The sequence below is a fragment of the Olsenella sp. kh2p3 genome (assembly GCA_900119625.1).
In the GTDB taxonomy this organism is placed as follows: Bacteria; Actinomycetota; Coriobacteriia; order Coriobacteriales; family Atopobiaceae; genus Tractidigestivibacter.
Genome location: FPKD01000002.1, coordinates 56,600 through 72,777, shown reverse-complemented (window position 1 = coordinate 72,777; position 16,178 = coordinate 56,600). Strand labels below are relative to the sequence as shown.

Below are 16,178 nucleotides of genomic sequence, written 5' to 3'. Positions count from 1 at the left end.
GAGCGCATGAAATACGCAATCAACGCAGCCCAGGCGCCGGATGCCTATGGCTCCTGTTCGCAGGGAACTACCGCCGGCCGATTTGTCTATACCTCGGGCCAGCTTCCTGTTGCTCCAGATGGCGAGGCCATTGTGGGAACAACCGTGGCTACACAGACGTCGCGTGTCATCGACATTATCGAGGAGATTCTCGCGGAGGTGGGCTGCTCGCTCTCCGACGTTGCCCAAACCACCGTCTACCTGGCCCACATTGAAGATTTCGATGCCATGGACCAGGTCTTTGCTAAGCGCTTTACCCAACCGGCACCCTCGCGTTCCGTTGTTGCCGTGTCCGCCCTGCCCCTTGGCGCGCTCGTCGAGATGGACTGCGTGGCCTGCAGGTAAGCGGTATCATGTGAGGGTAAGGTTTACTCGAGGGGAGATTCGATGCAGCCCACCAACAACCACTCCACCGACATGGGGGCAACAGAGATTTTCCGCATGCCCTCTGCGGATGCCACCGTCCCCGACCTCATGGCCGAGGAGAAGCCAGCCCATCCTACCCTGACCATCGTCAAGGGCCCCCAGATTGGCGAGACGTTCGAGCTTGACGCGCCCATCATTACCCTTGGTCGCGACCCGCGCAACAGCGTCTTTCTTAACGACATGACCGTGTCACGCCACCATGCAAAGATGGACCTCTCCGCCTGTCCGCAGGGCAGGGCCACGGTGGAGGACCTCGGCTCGCTCAATGGCACCTGGGTAGATGGTGCCATTGTGAGCAAGGCCTCCCTTAAGGATGGATCAACCATCCAGATTGGCACGTTCCGCATGGTGTTCCACACCAACGCACGTCCGCGCAGGATCGACACCGAGGGCTAGGCCATGCCTGACGCCGGATACCTCACCATCGGCAAGGTCGTGAAGCGGCTCCAGAGCCTCTATCCCGACCTCACCATATCGAAGGTCCGCTATCTCGAGGACGAGGGGCTTCTCAACCCGTCGCGCACCCCAGGGGGATACCGCCTGTACTCTCAACGCGACATCAAGCGACTGGAGACCATTCTCTACCTACAGAAGAACAGGTTCCTGCCGCTCTCTGTGATCAAGGACGAGCTGGAGCGCGAGGATTCCGGAGAGCCGCCATCGGCTGCTGCAGAGTCTGCCGTCGAGGCGTCGCTTGTTGGGCCGGTGGATGAAGAGATTGCCGAGAAGTTCCATCCCATCGATCGCATGCCCGAGGTTGCAGGCGTCTCGGTAAGCTTCGTCCGCCAACTCTCCGAGGCCGGTGTCATTACGCTCAAGCGTTCTCCTCATGGGCGGGACCTGGTGGATGGTCATGACATTGGCCTCATCCGCACCTGCGACGAGCTGCGCCACTACGGGATTGGCCCCAAGAACCTTCGCCAGTACGTGAACTCGGCAAACCGTGAGTCTGCCATGTTCGAGCAGGCATTGGTCGTCTATGCCAAAAAAGGCGGTGGCGTGGAGGCCGAGGTTACCGACGAGTCACGCGAGCGCTTTGAACAGGCTTTCTCCCGCATGCTTGCCCTCACCGACGTGGTGCGCACAGAGCTCATACGCAGGCTTGTCCACCAGTCATTCAAGGACATGGAGGGCTAGCCCACGGGCCCCCTCCCTGCCATAGCTACAACAATTACCGAGGAAAGGAACCGCACGTGTCTGATTTCGACTACGAGAGCCGCATCGTGAGCATCCCCGACTATCCGGAGAAGGGGGTCATCTTTAAGGACATCACGCCGCTGTTCGCCGATCCCGATGGCCTTGTGCACCTCGTTGACGACATCGCCGACCACTTCCTGGGCCGCGGCATCACCAAGGTCGTTGGCGCCGAGGCCCGCGGCTTCCTCGTTGGCGCTCCCGTTGCCTACAAGCTGGGTGCGGGCTTTGTCCCGGCACGCAAGCCCGGCAAGCTTCCCCGCGAGGTCTACTCCCAGTCCTACTCGCTCGAGTACGGCACCGACGAGCTGCAGATCCACAAGGACGCCCTCAGCCCTGACGACGTTGTCCTCATTGTGGACGACCTCGTTGCCACGGGTGGTACGGCGGCGGCAACGGCAAAGCTCGTCGAGCAGTCCGGCGCGCGGATCGAGGGCTTCTCGTTCATCCTCGAGCTCACCTTCCTGAACCCCCGCGACGTCATTGCCAAGGAATACCCCGACCGCGAGGTCTACACGCTCATTCCTGTCAAGTAGGGAAGTCGCAAGCTTGCACGTCTCCTCGACCGCTCCCTTCATGGGGGCGGTCGAGTTGCATTCGAGCCTTTTGCCCATCGTATGGAAAGCCATGCGGCTTACCGGTCCCTGACGTAGAATGGTCTCCAAGCGTCGAAAGGACTACGCAATGACCCACGCAAGATGCATCATCACTGCCGGATTGGTTCTTGCCCTTGCCACGCCGTGCGCGCTTTCCGTTGCGCCCACCGTTGCCATGGCAAGCCCCGAGGATGATTTCTCTGCCGCATCTGCAAAGCTCGACTCGCTTGGAGCAACCCTCTCTTCTCTCCAGGATCAGCTTTCCTCCGCCACTTCCGAGCTTGAGCAGACAGGCTATGACATCGCCAATACCGAGCAGCAGATCTCCGACACGCAGACCCAGCTAGACGAGAAGCGCCAGGAACTGGGCGCGCGCATGAAGAGCTCGTACAAGTCCGGCTCCTCGAGCGCACTCGACCTCATCCTGTCCTCTGCCTCCTTCGAGGAACTTTCCTCGAACATCTACTACCTCGACAAGGTCTCCGAGGCAGACGCTGCCGCCATCTCTGAGGTGCAGTCGCTCTCGAACCAGCTTGAGCAGCAGAAGAGCGAGCTCGAGCAGCAGCAGGCAGACCAGCAGAGCCAGGTGGACAGCCTCCAGTCTCAGACCTCTGATTACCAGAACCAGGTAGCGGAAGCCCAGGCTTATTACGACTCACTCAACGAGGAGGTACAGGCGCAGCTCGCGGCAGAGGCGGCTGCTGCAGCCGAGGCCGAACAGTCCAGTTCCGTTGCCACCGTTGTCCAGGCCATTCAGACCCAGGAGACCATCAGCTCCAATGGCGGTGGTGCCACCGAGGGCAACACGAACAACTCGAGCAACACCAACACCAATACCTCGAACAACACGAACAACAGCTCGAATACCAACACTAACAGCGGCTCTAATTCGAATAACAGCTCGAACACGAACAACAGCTCTAACACCAACAGCGGTTCCAGCAGCACGAACGTTCCCTCTGGCGGTGGAGTCTCCGCTGCGCTGGCACTTGTCGGCCACCCCTATGTGTGGGGCGCCGCCGGCCCTAATGCCTTTGACTGCTCGGGCCTCGTTTGCTACGTGTATGGTTACGCACGCGGCCGTGACACGTACTCGATGATTAGCTCCATTAAGGCAAGCGGCGGCTGGAAGACAAGCATCGACCAGCTTTCCTATGGTGACCTTGTCTTCGAGTACGGCGGCAGCCACGTGGGCATCTACCTTGGCAACGGCCAGATTGTCCATGCCGCCAACCCCTCTTCTGGCGTCATCGTGGGCGGCATCTACGGCTTCTATGGCGGCGGCTCGTACTAAGCTTGTGGCCATTTGCCATGATGCGTTCCGTCTGATAGCCGATGCTGGTACTCTAAATATAAAAGTGTGTGGCTCCCGAAAGGGAGCCACATTAGTAAAAGCAAGGGAGGTCACGACGTGACCAAAAACATATCGCGCAGGGCTCTCTTTCTTGGGGCCGTCTCCACCACGTGGCTTGGCCTTATGTCGGGCATCCAGACCGCCCAGGCAGAGCCAACGAGCGAGGAGCTCCAATCGCAGCTCGAGGAAGCCCGTCAGCGTCTGGAGAGCGTTGGCAACACGCTCTCCTCGCTTCAGGACGAGCTCATGGACGCCCAGGTTGACCTCGAGAACATTCGATATCAGGTCGAACAGACCACCCAGCAGATCTCCGACACCCAAACCCAGCTGGACGAGAAGCGCCAGGACTTGGGCGCGCGCATGAAGAGCTCGTACAAGTCTGGCGCTTCTAGCGCGCTCGACCTCATCCTGTCCTCCGCCTCCTTCGAGGAGCTCTCCTCGAACATCTACTACCTCGACAAGGTCTCCGAGGCAGACGCCGAGGCCATCTCCGAGGTGCAAGACCTTGCCAACCAGCTAGCCGAGCAGCAATCACAGCTCCAGGCTCAGCAGGACGAGCAAGAGGCAAAGATCGAGGCCACCCAGCAGAGCGTTGATGACTACACCGCCCAGGTGAGCGAGGCGCAGGACTACTACAACAGCCTTGACACCGCCGTACAGGAGCAGCTTGCGAAGGAAGCCGAGGAAGCACAGCAGGAGAATGCTGCGGCAAGCGGTGTGGCTGCAGCCGTGGCCACAGCAGAGAGCGCCAACGGCGCCGTATCCACGTCAGCAGCTGACACTTCATCGCAGTCTTCTGGCAGCGAGTCTTCAAGCAGCTCTTCGAGTTCTAACAGCAGCTCTGAGAGCAGCTCGAACCCTAGCTCAAACAGCAGCTCCAGTAACAGCGGCTCCAGCTCCAGTGGCGGTTCCAGTTCCAGCTCGAGCTCCGGCGGTGGCTCAAAGACCTACTCGAGCAGCGTCATCGCAAACGCCGCGCAGTTCATCGGCTACCCGTATAAGCGTTGGACCCAAGGTGTGAACTACGGTCCCAACGCAGACGGCTTTGACTGCTGCGGCTTGGTGGCAACGGCCTACCACATGGCGGGCTACTCCACGCCATCCTATGCCACCTCCGTTCCCGGCCTCATCGCCGAGATGAAGTCACGCGGAAACTGGAAGGACTGCAACCTCTCCAACTATCAGTCTGTGCTCTCGCCCGGTGACGTCATCTTTTGCTCGACGGGCCATGTCGCCATCTACTGCGGCGGCTCCACGATGATTCATGCGCCGGTGCCCGGTAGTTACGTTTGCTATGCCAACGTGTATGCCTGCATCGGCGGAGGTTTTGGCGGCTAAGCCGTTCTTAGCCTCACATGCTCGCACCAACGCCCCCAGAGGAGTAATCTGGGGGCGTTGTTGTTGCAGATGCTAAGAGAGTGGTGGTTGGTGCATGACTGAGCGTGCGGCTCGCAAGCTCACGGTGGGACGTCGCCTTTCGCGGAGGTTCCAGGTGAACTTGGTGGGGGAGGGCGCTCTCGCGGGACTCCTTGGCGGTGGAGTCGTGACTCTCTATCGGCTCGCCCTCTCTCTTGCAGAGAAGGGTCTGCGCTCCATTACAAGCGCCTTTGCCGGTCATGCGATCCTCGTGGCTGCGTGGTTTGCCATTCTCGCCGTAATTCTCATTGTGGTCTCTAAGCTCCTGCTCTGGGAGCCCTATACGCAGGGGAGTGGCATTCCCCAGATAGATGCTGAGGTAATTGGCCGCATCGATATGCCGTGGTACCGCGTCATCGGTGCAAAGTTCCTAGAGGGAACCCTCTGTGCCTTTGCGGGCCTCTCGCTTGGACGAGAAGGTCCCTCGGTCCAGCTTGGGGGCATGTCCGGAAAGGCTGTGGCAAAGGCGCTCAAGCGCGGAAGGGGAGAGGAGCGCCTGCTTGTCACCTGTGGCGCAGCCGCAGGCATGTCCGCTGCCTTTCATGCTCCGCTTACGGGTGTCCTCTTTGCAGTCGAGGAGATACACAAGCAGTTCAGCGCCCCTCTCATTGTCTCGGTCATGACGGCCTCGGTTGTCTCGGACTTTCTCGTCTCTCAGGTGCTCGGAGTGCGCCCGGTACTCAGCCTCTCTTTTGCAGCAGACCTTCCGCACATCGACTACGCTCTTGTCGTGCTTCTTGGCCTTGCCTGTGGTGTCCTTGGGGCGCTTCATAACCGTGGCATGTTCTTTGCCCAGCGCTGCTACAACAAGATCAAACGCCACCTGCCCTATGCTCGTCTCGCCATACCGTTTGCCATTGCAGGTGTGGTTGCGTTTACGTTTCCCGAGCTCATGTGTGGTGGCGATGCCATTGTGGAGATCATCCAGCATACGGGTGGCCTTGCATTGTGGACCATCATGGGGCTTCTTCTTGGCAAATACCTCTTTACCACCATCTGCTTTGCCTCTGGGGCACCCGGCGGAACGCTCTTCCCATTGGTAGCCATGGGCTCGCTCGTGGGTGGCCTCTTTGGGGTCATTGCCATCAACGCCCTTGGGCTTCCAGAGGCCTATGTGGTGAACTTTGTGGCACTCGGCGTGGCAGGGTGCTTCTCGGGCGTCGTGAGGGCGCCCGTGACCGCAGTGGTACTGGTCTTTGAGCTTACGGGGTCGCTTGACTCGCTGCTCTCGGTTTCCATTGTGGCCATCCTTGCATTTGTCACAGCAAACATCCTTCGGGTGGACCCGTTCTATGAGCACCTACTCGCAGGTCTCCTGGGCGTGACGCCAGATGACCCCATGGTAAACGGTGAGGCTGGCGAGAAGATCCTGCATACCTACACGGTAGGCGCGGGTGCACGCATCGAGAACACGCTCATTCGCGACATCCCCTGGCCAGACAACGTGCGCGTTGTGACGGTCGAGAGAGCTGGACAGGAGATCGTTCCCACGGGAAGCACGCGGATCATGGCGTTGGACAACCTGCTCATCATCATGGATACCGATACTGAAAGCGACGCGGGCCTTAAGCTTCAGCAAATGACGCGGGCGAGTATCGATACGCAGTGGACGCCATCGAATGCACGGTGAGCTTAATCTAGAAGATTCCGACGTTACTTTGATGAGAAGGGGAGAGCGCTAGACTGGCTGAGCACACCAAGCCTTGTAGGCGCCTTCATCTGTTGTGAGCTCGGAGAACCAGACACCTATGGAGTCGCCAGCGCAATAGTCAGCGATGTTTTCACGCATGGTCCATGCCGAGAGGTCAAACGAGCACGTGGTGCCGGAGGCAATCCCAAGGCCCTGAGCGTTAGGCGATGACGAGTCGACGGTAAGGGTCACAAGGGCAGTGCCGCTGTCTATAGATGTGACCTTTCCCTCGCACGAGTAGACGGGTGAGGAAGCCAAGCCGTAAGAGGCGGCGAGCGTCGGATCTCGTTCCGAGGGGGAGTCCAGACCTATAAACTCAATGCAATACCCATCACGAGCGCCCTCGTTGCCGGCACAGTCATGGACGTAGCCAATTTGCACTGCTTGGCCAAGGTCAGATTCATACAACTCTTCGCCATCGCGAAAGACGAAGCGGATGGGATCTTCTGAGAAGGGAGCATCGCTAGACATACAGTCTGGATGAATGGACATCGCATGTAACTCTGGTTCAACGGAGACGACGGTTCCAGTGACGTAGTCCAGGTGAGCACTGCTCGAATCGTTTGAAATGGTATTTGGCCTTGAGAGAAGAGTAACGATAAGTTCCGTGAGACAGCAAAGGCCAATTGCAAGCGCAAGCGTTGCGTAGCGCCTCTGCTTTGCAACCATGATGCCGCCTCCGCCCGATTTGGGGACCTTTATGAGATGGTCTCACATATTAAGAGAGCTGGGATGAGCACTTTGCGAGAGGAGTGGCGAACGGTCTTCTCCGTATATTTGATGGCTTTGTTCGCCAATGACTCTACTTTACATAAGATATATTATCACGGTTATAAGAGGGGGAGTTCAAGGAAAAGAATGGCGTGCCTTTGACGGTGTCGCCTCCGTCGTAAGGCACGCCTTTGACTCGCCAGACACTCTCGAGGGCTTATGTTGCAGCAACTAGCCTTCGACAGGTCTTCCCAGATACGCCGCGGCACTGTTTGCTGCTACGGCACCGTCTGCCGCTGCGGTCACAATCTGGCGCAGCGGCGTCTTGCGAACGTCACCGGCTGCAAAGAGCCCTGGAGTCCTTGTCGCCATGCGCTCATCAGTAAGTATGTAGCCCGACGGGTCGAGCTCTACCAGACCGCTCACAAGTTGGCTTGCGGGCACGCGACCCACAAAGACAAAGACGCCGAAGGATCCCTCCTCGTAGGTCTCGACGGTGGTCTCGCCAGTCTCGTTGTTCCTGAAGGTAATGGTGGTTGGAAGCTCGCCGCCCTCGAGTGACACGATACTCGTGAGGTACCTTACGGTTACCTTCTCGTTCTCCTCAAGCTCTTGTGCGACTGCGGCCTGAGCGCGCAGATGGTCCTTGCGCACAATCAAGATAACCTCGTTCGCAAAGCGTGTGAGGAACAAGGCCTCCTCAGCTGCAGAGTTACCGCCACCAACAACGTAGACTCGCTTGCCTCGATAGAACATGCCATCGCAGGTCGCGCAATACGAAACGCCGTGTGAGGCGAACTTCTCCTCGCCATCGAAGCCGGCACGACGTGGCGTAGCGCCGCCGGCGAGAATGACCGACTTGGCTGCGATCTCGCCATCGGGCGTTCTGAGGGAAAAGATGCCATCCTCGCCGCTGTGGGAAATGCCGGTAACTTGCTCCATACGGACCTCGGCGCCAAGGTCGACGGCCTGGCTTCGCATCGCCTCGGAGAGCGTGTAGCCATCTGTGTGCGGAAGTCCCGGGTAGTTATCAATCTCGCTCGTAAGAATGGTCTGCCCGCCAAACGCCTCTTGCTCGAGCGTGACCGCATCAAGAAGCGAGCGCTGGGCGTAGATGGCCGCCGTAAGGCCTGCTGGGCCACCACCAACTATGACAAGGTCCTTTACCTGCTGGTTATTGCTTCCCATGTGAATCCAATCCGACCAGGGAGAAAGAAGTGCCTCACTCCCCCGGTCTTCCCTCATGTTCTTCCTCTCCCCTGCTATACCCAACTGGTTAGGTAGCATATACGACTGTCAGGGATACATATAGCAGCCCCCACGGGAACCTTACAAGAAGGGATGTCCCATGGGGGCTGGTGCGAGGGCAACGGTGAGGCGAGTTTTTGTGCCTTAGCCCTTTGGCTTGTTGGCAGCAATCGCATTGCCCTCTGCGGGGTCTGCTGGCTTATCCGCGGGAGGCATGGGAAGCACAAGGTTCATGACGATGCCCACGAGCGTGGACGTGGCCATGCCGGGAAGCGCGTACTGGCCAATTGGAATAGAGATGCCGGAGGTCTCCATTCCAACGCCAAGGATAATCACAACAGACGCAATCATGAGGTTGCGGTTGACGCCAAAGTCTACCTTGTTGGTCACGAACATCCTGAGACCGTTGGAGGCGATAAGGCCAAAGAGCAGAAGGCTCACACCACCCATGACGGGCGAAGGGATGGAGCGGATGAGGGCAGAGAGCTTGGGGCAAAAGCCGCCGACAATCAGAGCAAAGCCCGCCGCATACCAAAAGACCTGCGTAGAGTAGACGCGAGTAACACTCATGACGCCAATGTTCTCTGCGTACGTAGTGGTAGGAGGACCACCAAGGAAACCAGAGATGACCGTTGAGATGCCGTCACCGGCAAGCGAGCGCGGCAGCATGGGACGGTAGTCCTTGCCAACGATCTCGCCAACGGCAAGGAGGTGGCCAATGTGCTCAATGACCACGACAAGGGCAACAGGTCCGATGAGAGCGATGGCACCCCAGTCCCAAACGGGATGCTGGAACGTGGGCAGCCCCACCCAAGCAGCATCGACAACCGCCTGGAAGTCAACGAGCCCGCAGGCCAGAGAAACAACGTAGCCCAGGATGATGGCGAGAAGCACGGGGACAGTGCCAATAAGCCCGCCCATGCTCGAGAAGATGACGGCAGCAAAGAGGGTGATCGCGGCAATGATCGCGCCCAGTCCGTAGAAGACCGTGGAGCCGTCGGATGCCGTAGTCTGGAATGCCATGCCAGCGGCAGTGGCGGAGAGCCCAACGCCGATGACAACCATCACCGAGGCTACGAGCACCGGTGGGAGCAATCGGTCAAGCCAACCCGTGCCCACCAGCTTGACAATGCCCGCAACGGCAAGAAAGACAAGGCCTGCAACGACAACGCCTGAGAGGGCTGCATTAAGGCCACGCGTAGCGCCAATGATTACGATGGGGCTGATGAAGGCGAATGAACTACCCAGGTAGCTGGGAATCTTGTTTCTCGTGACAAGCAGGTAGCAGATGGTGCCAATGCCGGAGCACATGATGGCCACGTTTGGATCGAGTCCTGTTAGAACGGGAACCAGGACCGTAGAGCCAAACATGCTCATCATGTGCTGAATGCCCAGAGGGATTGCGCGAGAGACCGAGACTCGGTCATCAACGCCAATTACCTCTCGTTCGTGTCGTTGCATGCGATAGACCACACTCCTCCTTGTTGCGCCCGGACACTCCCAGGCAATTGGATACATACGTCACATTGCGTTGGTTAGGCTTGATACATGGTAGAAAAAGGGGACCCGGAAGGAAAGCCAACCGGGCCCTTTGCTGGAGTTTATTGCGATGTGCTCAACCGATACCTCTTACGAAAGCAGGAAGTAGACGAGGAAGGCAGCGGTAGCTACCCACATGAGAGGCTTAACCTTCTTGCCGCGGCCAGTGACCAGGGCAACGATAACGTAGGCAATGAAGCCCATGCCGATGCCGTTGGAAATGGAGTACGTAAGGGGGATGCCTGCAATGACCATGAATGAGGGGAAGCCCTCGAGAAGGTCGGTCCAGTCGATGTCAACGACGTCGGTCATCATGAGGAAGCCTACGATGACGAGGGCGCCGCAAGTGGCAGCACTGCTCACGATGGAGATGACCGGCGCGAAGAACGCGGCGATGATAAAGAAGATGCCGGTGAAGACAGAGGAGAGGCCAGTACGCCCGCCGTCAGCTGCACCAGAGGCGGACTCGACGAAGGTCGTGATCGAGGAGGCGCCAACGAGGCCGCCAATAGCTGCAGCGGCGGAGTCTGCAATCAGGATCTCGCGAATGTTCTCGACCGTTCCGTCCTCGTTGAGGAACTCGCCCTGCTTGGCGACGGCCATTGCGGTTCCCATGGTGTCAAAGAAGTCAGACATCATGAGCGAGAACGCAAAGACGAGCAGGATTGGCGTGGTGAGCACCCTTACCACGGCGACGGTACCGGTGGAGTCCACCATGAAGGGAGCACCAAAGGACGAGAAGTCCAGAGCAGAGACAATGCCGGTGGGCATCTGCGTGACGCCGAGCGGAATACCGCAGAGAATGGCAATGATGATGCCAATGAGGATGGACCCCTTGACGTTCATCGCATAGAGAATGACCGTGGCAACAATGGAGATGAGGCCCACAAGGAACTTGGGACTTGTCACGTCACCAAAGGCAACCATTGTGGACTCGTTGGCAACGATGATGCCACCGTCGGCAAGGCCAATCATCGCGATGAAGATGCCAAGGCCAACGGAGATGGCATGGCGAAGCGAGACTGGGATGGCATCCATGATTGCCTCACGCAGGCCGCAGAGGACCAGGACGAGAATGGCGCAGCCTTCGACAAAGATGACGGCCATAGAAACCTGCCAGTCGGCACCGTTAATGGCAGCAAGGGTAAAGGCAACAACCGCATTGATGCCCATGCCCGAGGCGCAGGCGAGAGGCCTGTTGGAGAAGAGGCCCATGAAGATGGTCATGATGCCCGCGCCAACGCAGGTGGAGGTGACAGCGGCGTTCATGGGAACGCCGGCCGCAGCAAGCAGGGAGGGGTTAACGGCAATGATGTAGGCCATTGCAAGGAAGGTCGTAAGACCAGCGCGAAGCTCTTGGCCTGCAGACGACCCTCTTTCCCCGAACTTGAAGAACTTCTCCATGCTTCCCATCCTTTCTACTCAAAAGCCAGGGACAGAAATAACCAGCCGCGGCCGCAAACGGACGTGGCACGACAAACATAGGTGTGCCCGAAAGGCCTAGACTCCGCTGGAGCCAAACCCTCCGGCACCACGATCGGTCTCATCGAGCTTGTCGACCTCCTGGAGGCGAACGACTGGAACCTGCTTAATGACGAGCTGGGCGATTCTCTCTCCCCGCTCGATGTGTATGCTCTTAGCTGAATCGAGGTTTATGGCGCAGACCTTGAGCTCACCACGATAATGAGCATCAATGAGGCCGGGGGTGTTTGCCATGGAGAGGCCCTCGCGCAAAGCAAGGCCACTCCGGGGTTGCACAAACCCGGCATATCCCTCGGGAATGGCTATTGCTAGACCGGTGCCCACGAGCCTCCGCTCGAAGGGCGCGAGCGTGACGTCTTCGTTCGACCTTAGGTCAAGACCCGCATCACCCTCGTAGGCGTAGCTAGGAAGTTCCACGGAAGGGTCAAGGCGCTTGATGGGGAGTGTCACATTGTTCTGTGTCATTTGTTGAGACTCCTCAGCTCCTCGCTAAACTCGTCAACATCCTTGAAGTCCCGATAGACCGAGGCGAAGCGAATGTAGGCGACCTTGTCGACGTCCACTAGACGCTTAAGCACCATGCTTCCGAGGTCATGAGAGTCAACCTCATTGACGCCTTCATCCCGCAGCTCAGACTCGATGTCATCAATAAGACCATCGAGCGTCTCGACGGGAACGCTTCGCTTTACCGTGGCTGCAAGCAGCCCGCGCATGAGCTTTTGCCGGTCGAAGGTCTCTTTTCGGCCGTCCTTCTTGACAACCAAGAGCGGCATCTCTTCGCGCCGCTCATACGTTGTGAACCGATAACCACACTTGACGCACTCGCGCCTACGGCGAATAGCGTCATTGCTCTCGGATGGCCTCGAATCAACGACCTTAGATTCCTCGCACCCGCATTTTGGACAGCGCATCAAACCTCCTAATGGACTCCATTAGGAACTTAACACACAGTGTCCAAAATTCCACCACAAAGATGCCAATTATCACGAACTGGAAAAGGAATGCAGGAGTAGTGGGCGACAGGGGATGCTCACGGCAAACGCACGAGGCATCCCATAAACTAGTTAGATGCCGGAACGAGCAACACTTGTCCCGGTTGCAGGCTAGAGGTACTGAGTGAGTTCTTCTCAAAGATCCACTGCGCAAGCTCGGACGTGCTGTACCCATCTACCTGATGTTGGCCAGCAAGACCCCAAATGGAATCTCCAGGCTCAACGACAACCTCCTGGGCGGGGATAGAGGACAGCGCAGAATCAAGGTTGGCAGAGGCAGAGGAGTTGCTCACCACAAGCGCAACAAGAAGCCCGGCTGCAACCATAAGTGTGCATACAACAACCGTAAGAGCCTCTCGGCGCGTGAGGCGCGGGCGTACGACGCTCTCATCCCGAACCTGTGGCTGCTCGCAGACGCCACCTCGCTCAATGCCACCCTCGATGAGCGTGAGCATGGGATAAGAAGGAACGAGAGCCGAAGAACCCTCGGTACCGTACATGCTATTGGTGCTTGTCATGGTGTGCTCCCCTCTTGTGTGTTTGCCGGGACCTTTATACCGGTCGCGCGGGACACAAATAAGCACCTTGCGTTTGTGACCGAACATCTGTACTCTAGTATCAACGTACATTTGTTCGTGTCAAGTCTCATACGAACATTTGTTTGCAATGAATTCCCCAAACGGGTATCATGAAGACAGACGAGAGGAGACGCCATGTCAAAGGGAAAGCTCAGCAAGCGCCAGAGGGCCATCTATGACTTCATCTGCACCTACACAGACGAGCACGGCTATCCCCCCTCGGTGAGGGAGATTGGCGCTGCGGTAGGCCTGGCTTCGCCCTCAACCGTCCACATGCATCTCAAGGTTCTTGAGGAGATGGGGCTCATTAGCAGGGACCCAAAGAAGCCTCGAACCATCGAGGTTGTCCCAGACAAGCAGGTCTCTGAGGACGGTAGCGCCCAGACTAAAATTGTCACGGTACAGGAGGATGTGGATAAGAACGCCATCACGCTGCCTCTTGTGGGCCGCGTTGCTGCAGGCATACCCATCCTGGCAGAGCAAAACGTCGAGGAGACGCTTACGCTCCCCACAAGCATCGTGGGTGATGCGAGTTCCTTCATCTTGCGCGTCAAGGGCGAGTCGATGATCAATGCTGGCATCTTCGATGGTGACTACATTGTGGTGAAAGAGCAGCATGATGCTCATGACGGCGAGATTGTGGTGGCACTTATCGACGACTCGGCAACGGTTAAGACCTTCTATCGCGAGAAGAACAGGATCCGCCTACAGCCCGAGAATGACAGCATGAGCCCAATCTACGCGGACAACCCGGTCATCCTTGGACGCGTGACGGCGCTCATCAGAACCATTTCATAGCCATGGGAGAGGGGTCCTCTGGCAAAACTGCGGGCACAGGATTCGCGAGCGGGATCCCAAGGTGTCAGCGCAAAAGGATTGGCATCTTCGACGCGGTGCGAGGCTTATCCGTCATCTCGATGGTGCTGTTTCACCTTTGCTATGACCTGCGATTCCTAGCTGGGGCAGGCCTCTCATGGTTTGCCCCTCCCTTACAGGACATCTGGCGAGCGAGCATCTCGTGGACGTTCCTCTTTGTCGCCGGCTGCATGTGCTCGCTTTCGAGAAACAATCTCAAGCGCGGCTTAACCTACGGTGCTGTGGCCGTAGCCATATATGGGGTCACGGCGTTGGCCGCTGTGGACGTGCCCATCTCGTTCGGCATCATCTACTGCATGTCTGCTTGCACCCTCGTAGCATGGCTTCTCGAGAAGTTCCGCTGCATGCCGCGAGGCCCCATTGCCGCCGCAGTTCTCTTTCTGTGCTTTGTATTTTTCCTCGGGCTTCCCTCGGGTACGCTGGGTGTTGGAACACTCTCGATTACGCTTCCGCAATCGCTCTATGCTCAGCCCGGCCTTGCTTGGCTTGGCATTCCTGGTCCAGGCTTCGCCTCCGGCGACTACTACCCTCTCGTCCCCTTTGTTCTCATGTACCTCGCGGGCGCTTCAATGGGGGCATGGTTCAAGGAGCGGGGCTATCCCACTTGGGCACTGAGCGCCAACGTACCCGTACTCAACTTTGTTGGACGGCATGCACTTTTCGTCTACGTGATTCACCAGCCTGTTCTGCTGTTTCTCACTGGCGTGGTGTAGAAGCAGCGGAACCCCAGGGTTCAAAGTTTTCATCGGGAACAACATAAGGGGCAAGGGTAGAGCGCATCCTTTCAGAGGCACTTACGGTAGCCAGAAGGCCCTTCTCGGTATACACCTCGCGTATGACCTGGCAGCGTTCGTGGACCATCTTCATGAGGATGCCCTTGGAAAACGGCACCAGAACGGTAACTGTGGCATCGCCGCGTGACGCCTCCCGAGCCACTCGATAGAGCAGTCCGGAGAGGCCCGTTCCCTCGCGTGCAGAGATGGTTACCGCATCGGGGTGGCTGGCCTGAAGATCCGAAAATGCCTCGGGGGTAAGGAGGTCGCACTTGTTGAGGACGAGCACCGATGGAATCTGGCTTGCGCCAATCTCATCCAGGACGGAGCGTACCGCCCGCACCTGACGCTCAACCCCAGAATCCGAAGCATCGGCAACAAGGAGGATGAGGTCTGCGGCACGCACTTCAGCAAGCGTGGACTTAAACGCCTCGACGAGCGTTGTCGGGAGCTTCTGGATAAAGCCCACGGTATCCGTAAGAGTGACCTTGCGCCCCTCCTCGAGCTCAATCGAGCGCGTCGTGGGATCAAGCGTGGCAAAGAGCTCGTCTCGCACGTACACCTCGGAGCCAGTGAGGGCATTGAGCAGGGTAGACTTGCCTGCATTGGTGTATCCGGCAAGGGCCACGCGATAGACGCCAGAGTCCCAGCGGGCCTTCGACTGTACCTCTCGCCTAGTCTCGAGCCGTGCGAGCTCGTCACGAAGCGTCGAGATGCGCTTGCGCACAAGGCGGCGATCCACCTCGAGCTGGCTCTCTCCCTGGCCAAAGCGCGAGCCAATGCCGCCACGGGTCTGCTCGCCCACGAGGTGACTCCACATGCCGCGTAGCCTGGGCAGGACGTACTGAAGCTGAGCAAGCTGAACCTGCAGGCGCCCCTCGCGCGTTGTTGCGTGAACGCCAAAGATGTCGAGAATAAGCGCGGTACGATCGATAATCTTTACTGGCTCACCCACGATCTTCTCGAGGTTTGACTGCTGCGAGGGGGTGAGCTCATCATCGAAGATCACAACGTCGGCGTCAAGGTTGCGCACGTAGGAGACGAGTTCCTCAACCTTGCCCTTACCAATGAACGTGCGTGGCACCGGTGCGCCTAGGCGCTGCGTGAGCGTAAAGACGACGTCTGCGCCGTCCGTCTCAGCAAGGCGGCCAAGCTCAGCCATGGACTCTTCAAGCGTCCAGTCGTCATTCTTGCCAAAGTCGACCCCCACGAGGATGGCCCTCTCTCGCACAGGGGCCGTGGACTTGGGCTCAAAGCGCGCCAT

At 58.2% G+C, this 16,178-nt stretch carries 17 protein-coding genes; 9 read left to right on the top strand and 8 right to left on the bottom strand.

What is annotated here, in order from left to right:
- The first annotated feature begins 6 nt into the window (after positions 1-6).
- The 7 genes from BT122_RS03735 to BT122_RS03705 all read left to right on the top strand — a co-directional run bounded on the left by BT122_RS03735 (position 7) and on the right by BT122_RS03705 (position 6,655).
- Positions 7-384: a Rid family detoxifying hydrolase gene (locus tag BT122_RS03735; protein WP_059054286.1), complete on the top strand. Its 378-nt coding sequence runs from the start codon at positions 7-9 to the stop codon at positions 382-384.
- A 42-nt stretch (positions 385-426) separates the two neighbouring features.
- On the top strand, positions 427-861 hold the full coding sequence (locus BT122_RS03730) for an FHA domain-containing protein (protein ID WP_059054284.1): 435 nt from the start codon (positions 427-429) through the stop codon (positions 859-861).
- Between the two features lie 3 nt (positions 862-864).
- Positions 865-1,602, top strand: a complete 738-nt coding sequence (gene ftsR, locus BT122_RS03725) for a transcriptional regulator FtsR (protein WP_072354661.1) — start codon at positions 865-867, stop codon at positions 1,600-1,602.
- Positions 1,603-1,658: 56 nt separating this feature from the next.
- Positions 1,659-2,195: an adenine phosphoribosyltransferase gene (locus BT122_RS03720; protein WP_072354660.1), complete on the top strand. Its 537-nt coding sequence runs from the start codon at positions 1,659-1,661 to the stop codon at positions 2,193-2,195.
- Between the two features lie 148 nt (positions 2,196-2,343).
- Positions 2,344-3,549 (top strand): C40 family peptidase, encoded by a 1,206-nt coding sequence (locus BT122_RS03715; RefSeq protein WP_177242189.1) that lies wholly within the window; start codon positions 2,344-2,346, stop codon positions 3,547-3,549.
- A gap of 117 nt (positions 3,550-3,666) precedes the next feature.
- Positions 3,667-4,947, top strand: a complete 1,281-nt coding sequence (locus BT122_RS03710; protein ID WP_072354658.1) for an NlpC/P60 family protein — start codon at positions 3,667-3,669, stop codon at positions 4,945-4,947.
- Between the two features lie 94 nt (positions 4,948-5,041).
- Positions 5,042-6,655 carry a ClC family H(+)/Cl(-) exchange transporter gene (locus BT122_RS03705; RefSeq protein WP_072354657.1) on the top strand — a complete coding sequence of 538 codons (1,614 nt, stop codon included), beginning with the start codon at positions 5,042-5,044 and terminating at the stop codon, positions 6,653-6,655.
- A gap of 48 nt (positions 6,656-6,703) precedes the next feature.
- Here BT122_RS03705 and BT122_RS03700 read toward each other — a convergent pair whose 3' ends face one another.
- The 7 genes from BT122_RS03700 to BT122_RS10700 form a co-directional block, all read right to left on the bottom strand.
- On the bottom strand, positions 6,704-7,384 hold the full coding sequence (locus BT122_RS03700) for a hypothetical protein (RefSeq protein WP_072354656.1): 681 nt from the start codon (positions 7,382-7,384) through the stop codon (positions 6,704-6,706).
- A 273-nt stretch (positions 7,385-7,657) separates the two neighbouring features.
- The gene (locus BT122_RS03695; protein ID WP_353612544.1) at positions 7,658-8,671 is read right to left on the bottom strand and encodes an NAD(P)/FAD-dependent oxidoreductase; all 1,014 of its coding nucleotides are present in this window, start codon (positions 8,669-8,671) and stop codon (positions 7,658-7,660) included.
- Between the two features lie 147 nt (positions 8,672-8,818).
- On the bottom strand, positions 8,819-10,135 hold the full coding sequence (locus BT122_RS03690; RefSeq protein ID WP_072354870.1) for a solute carrier family 23 protein: 1,317 nt from the start codon (positions 10,133-10,135) through the stop codon (positions 8,819-8,821).
- A 168-nt stretch (positions 10,136-10,303) separates the two neighbouring features.
- Positions 10,304-11,617, bottom strand: a complete 1,314-nt coding sequence (locus tag BT122_RS03685) for an NCS2 family permease (protein ID WP_072354655.1) — start codon at positions 11,615-11,617, stop codon at positions 10,304-10,306.
- Between the two features lie 96 nt (positions 11,618-11,713).
- Positions 11,714-12,160, bottom strand: a complete 447-nt coding sequence (gene dut / locus BT122_RS03680) for a dUTP diphosphatase (RefSeq protein WP_072354654.1) — start codon at positions 12,158-12,160, stop codon at positions 11,714-11,716.
- Positions 12,157-12,606: a transcriptional regulator NrdR gene (gene nrdR / locus BT122_RS03675; protein ID WP_072354653.1), complete on the bottom strand. Its 450-nt coding sequence runs from the start codon at positions 12,604-12,606 to the stop codon at positions 12,157-12,159. The genes dut and nrdR overlap by 4 nt, the downstream gene beginning before the upstream one ends.
- Positions 12,607-12,755: 149 nt before the next feature.
- A complete protein-coding gene (locus BT122_RS10700) occupies positions 12,756-13,205 on the bottom strand; it encodes a LysM peptidoglycan-binding domain-containing protein (protein ID WP_177242188.1) in 450 nt (149 codons plus the stop codon).
- 195 nt (positions 13,206-13,400) lie between these two features.
- Between BT122_RS10700 and lexA the strand changes: the two genes are divergently transcribed.
- Both lexA and BT122_RS03660 read left to right on the top strand, forming a co-directional pair.
- Positions 13,401-14,063 (top strand): transcriptional repressor LexA, encoded by a 663-nt coding sequence (lexA, locus tag BT122_RS03665; RefSeq protein WP_059054257.1) that lies wholly within the window; start codon positions 13,401-13,403, stop codon positions 14,061-14,063.
- A gap of 2 nt (positions 14,064-14,065) precedes the next feature.
- Positions 14,066-14,854, top strand: coding sequence for a heparan-alpha-glucosaminide N-acetyltransferase (locus BT122_RS03660; protein WP_072354652.1), 789 nt, complete (start codon positions 14,066-14,068; stop codon positions 14,852-14,854).
- On the opposite strand, the gene hflX is transcribed toward BT122_RS03660, so the two are convergent.
- Positions 14,838-16,178, bottom strand: coding sequence for a GTPase HflX (hflX, locus tag BT122_RS03655; protein WP_072354651.1), 1,341 nt, complete (start codon positions 16,176-16,178; stop codon positions 14,838-14,840). The two genes, BT122_RS03660 and hflX, sit on opposite strands and share 17 nt — an antisense overlap.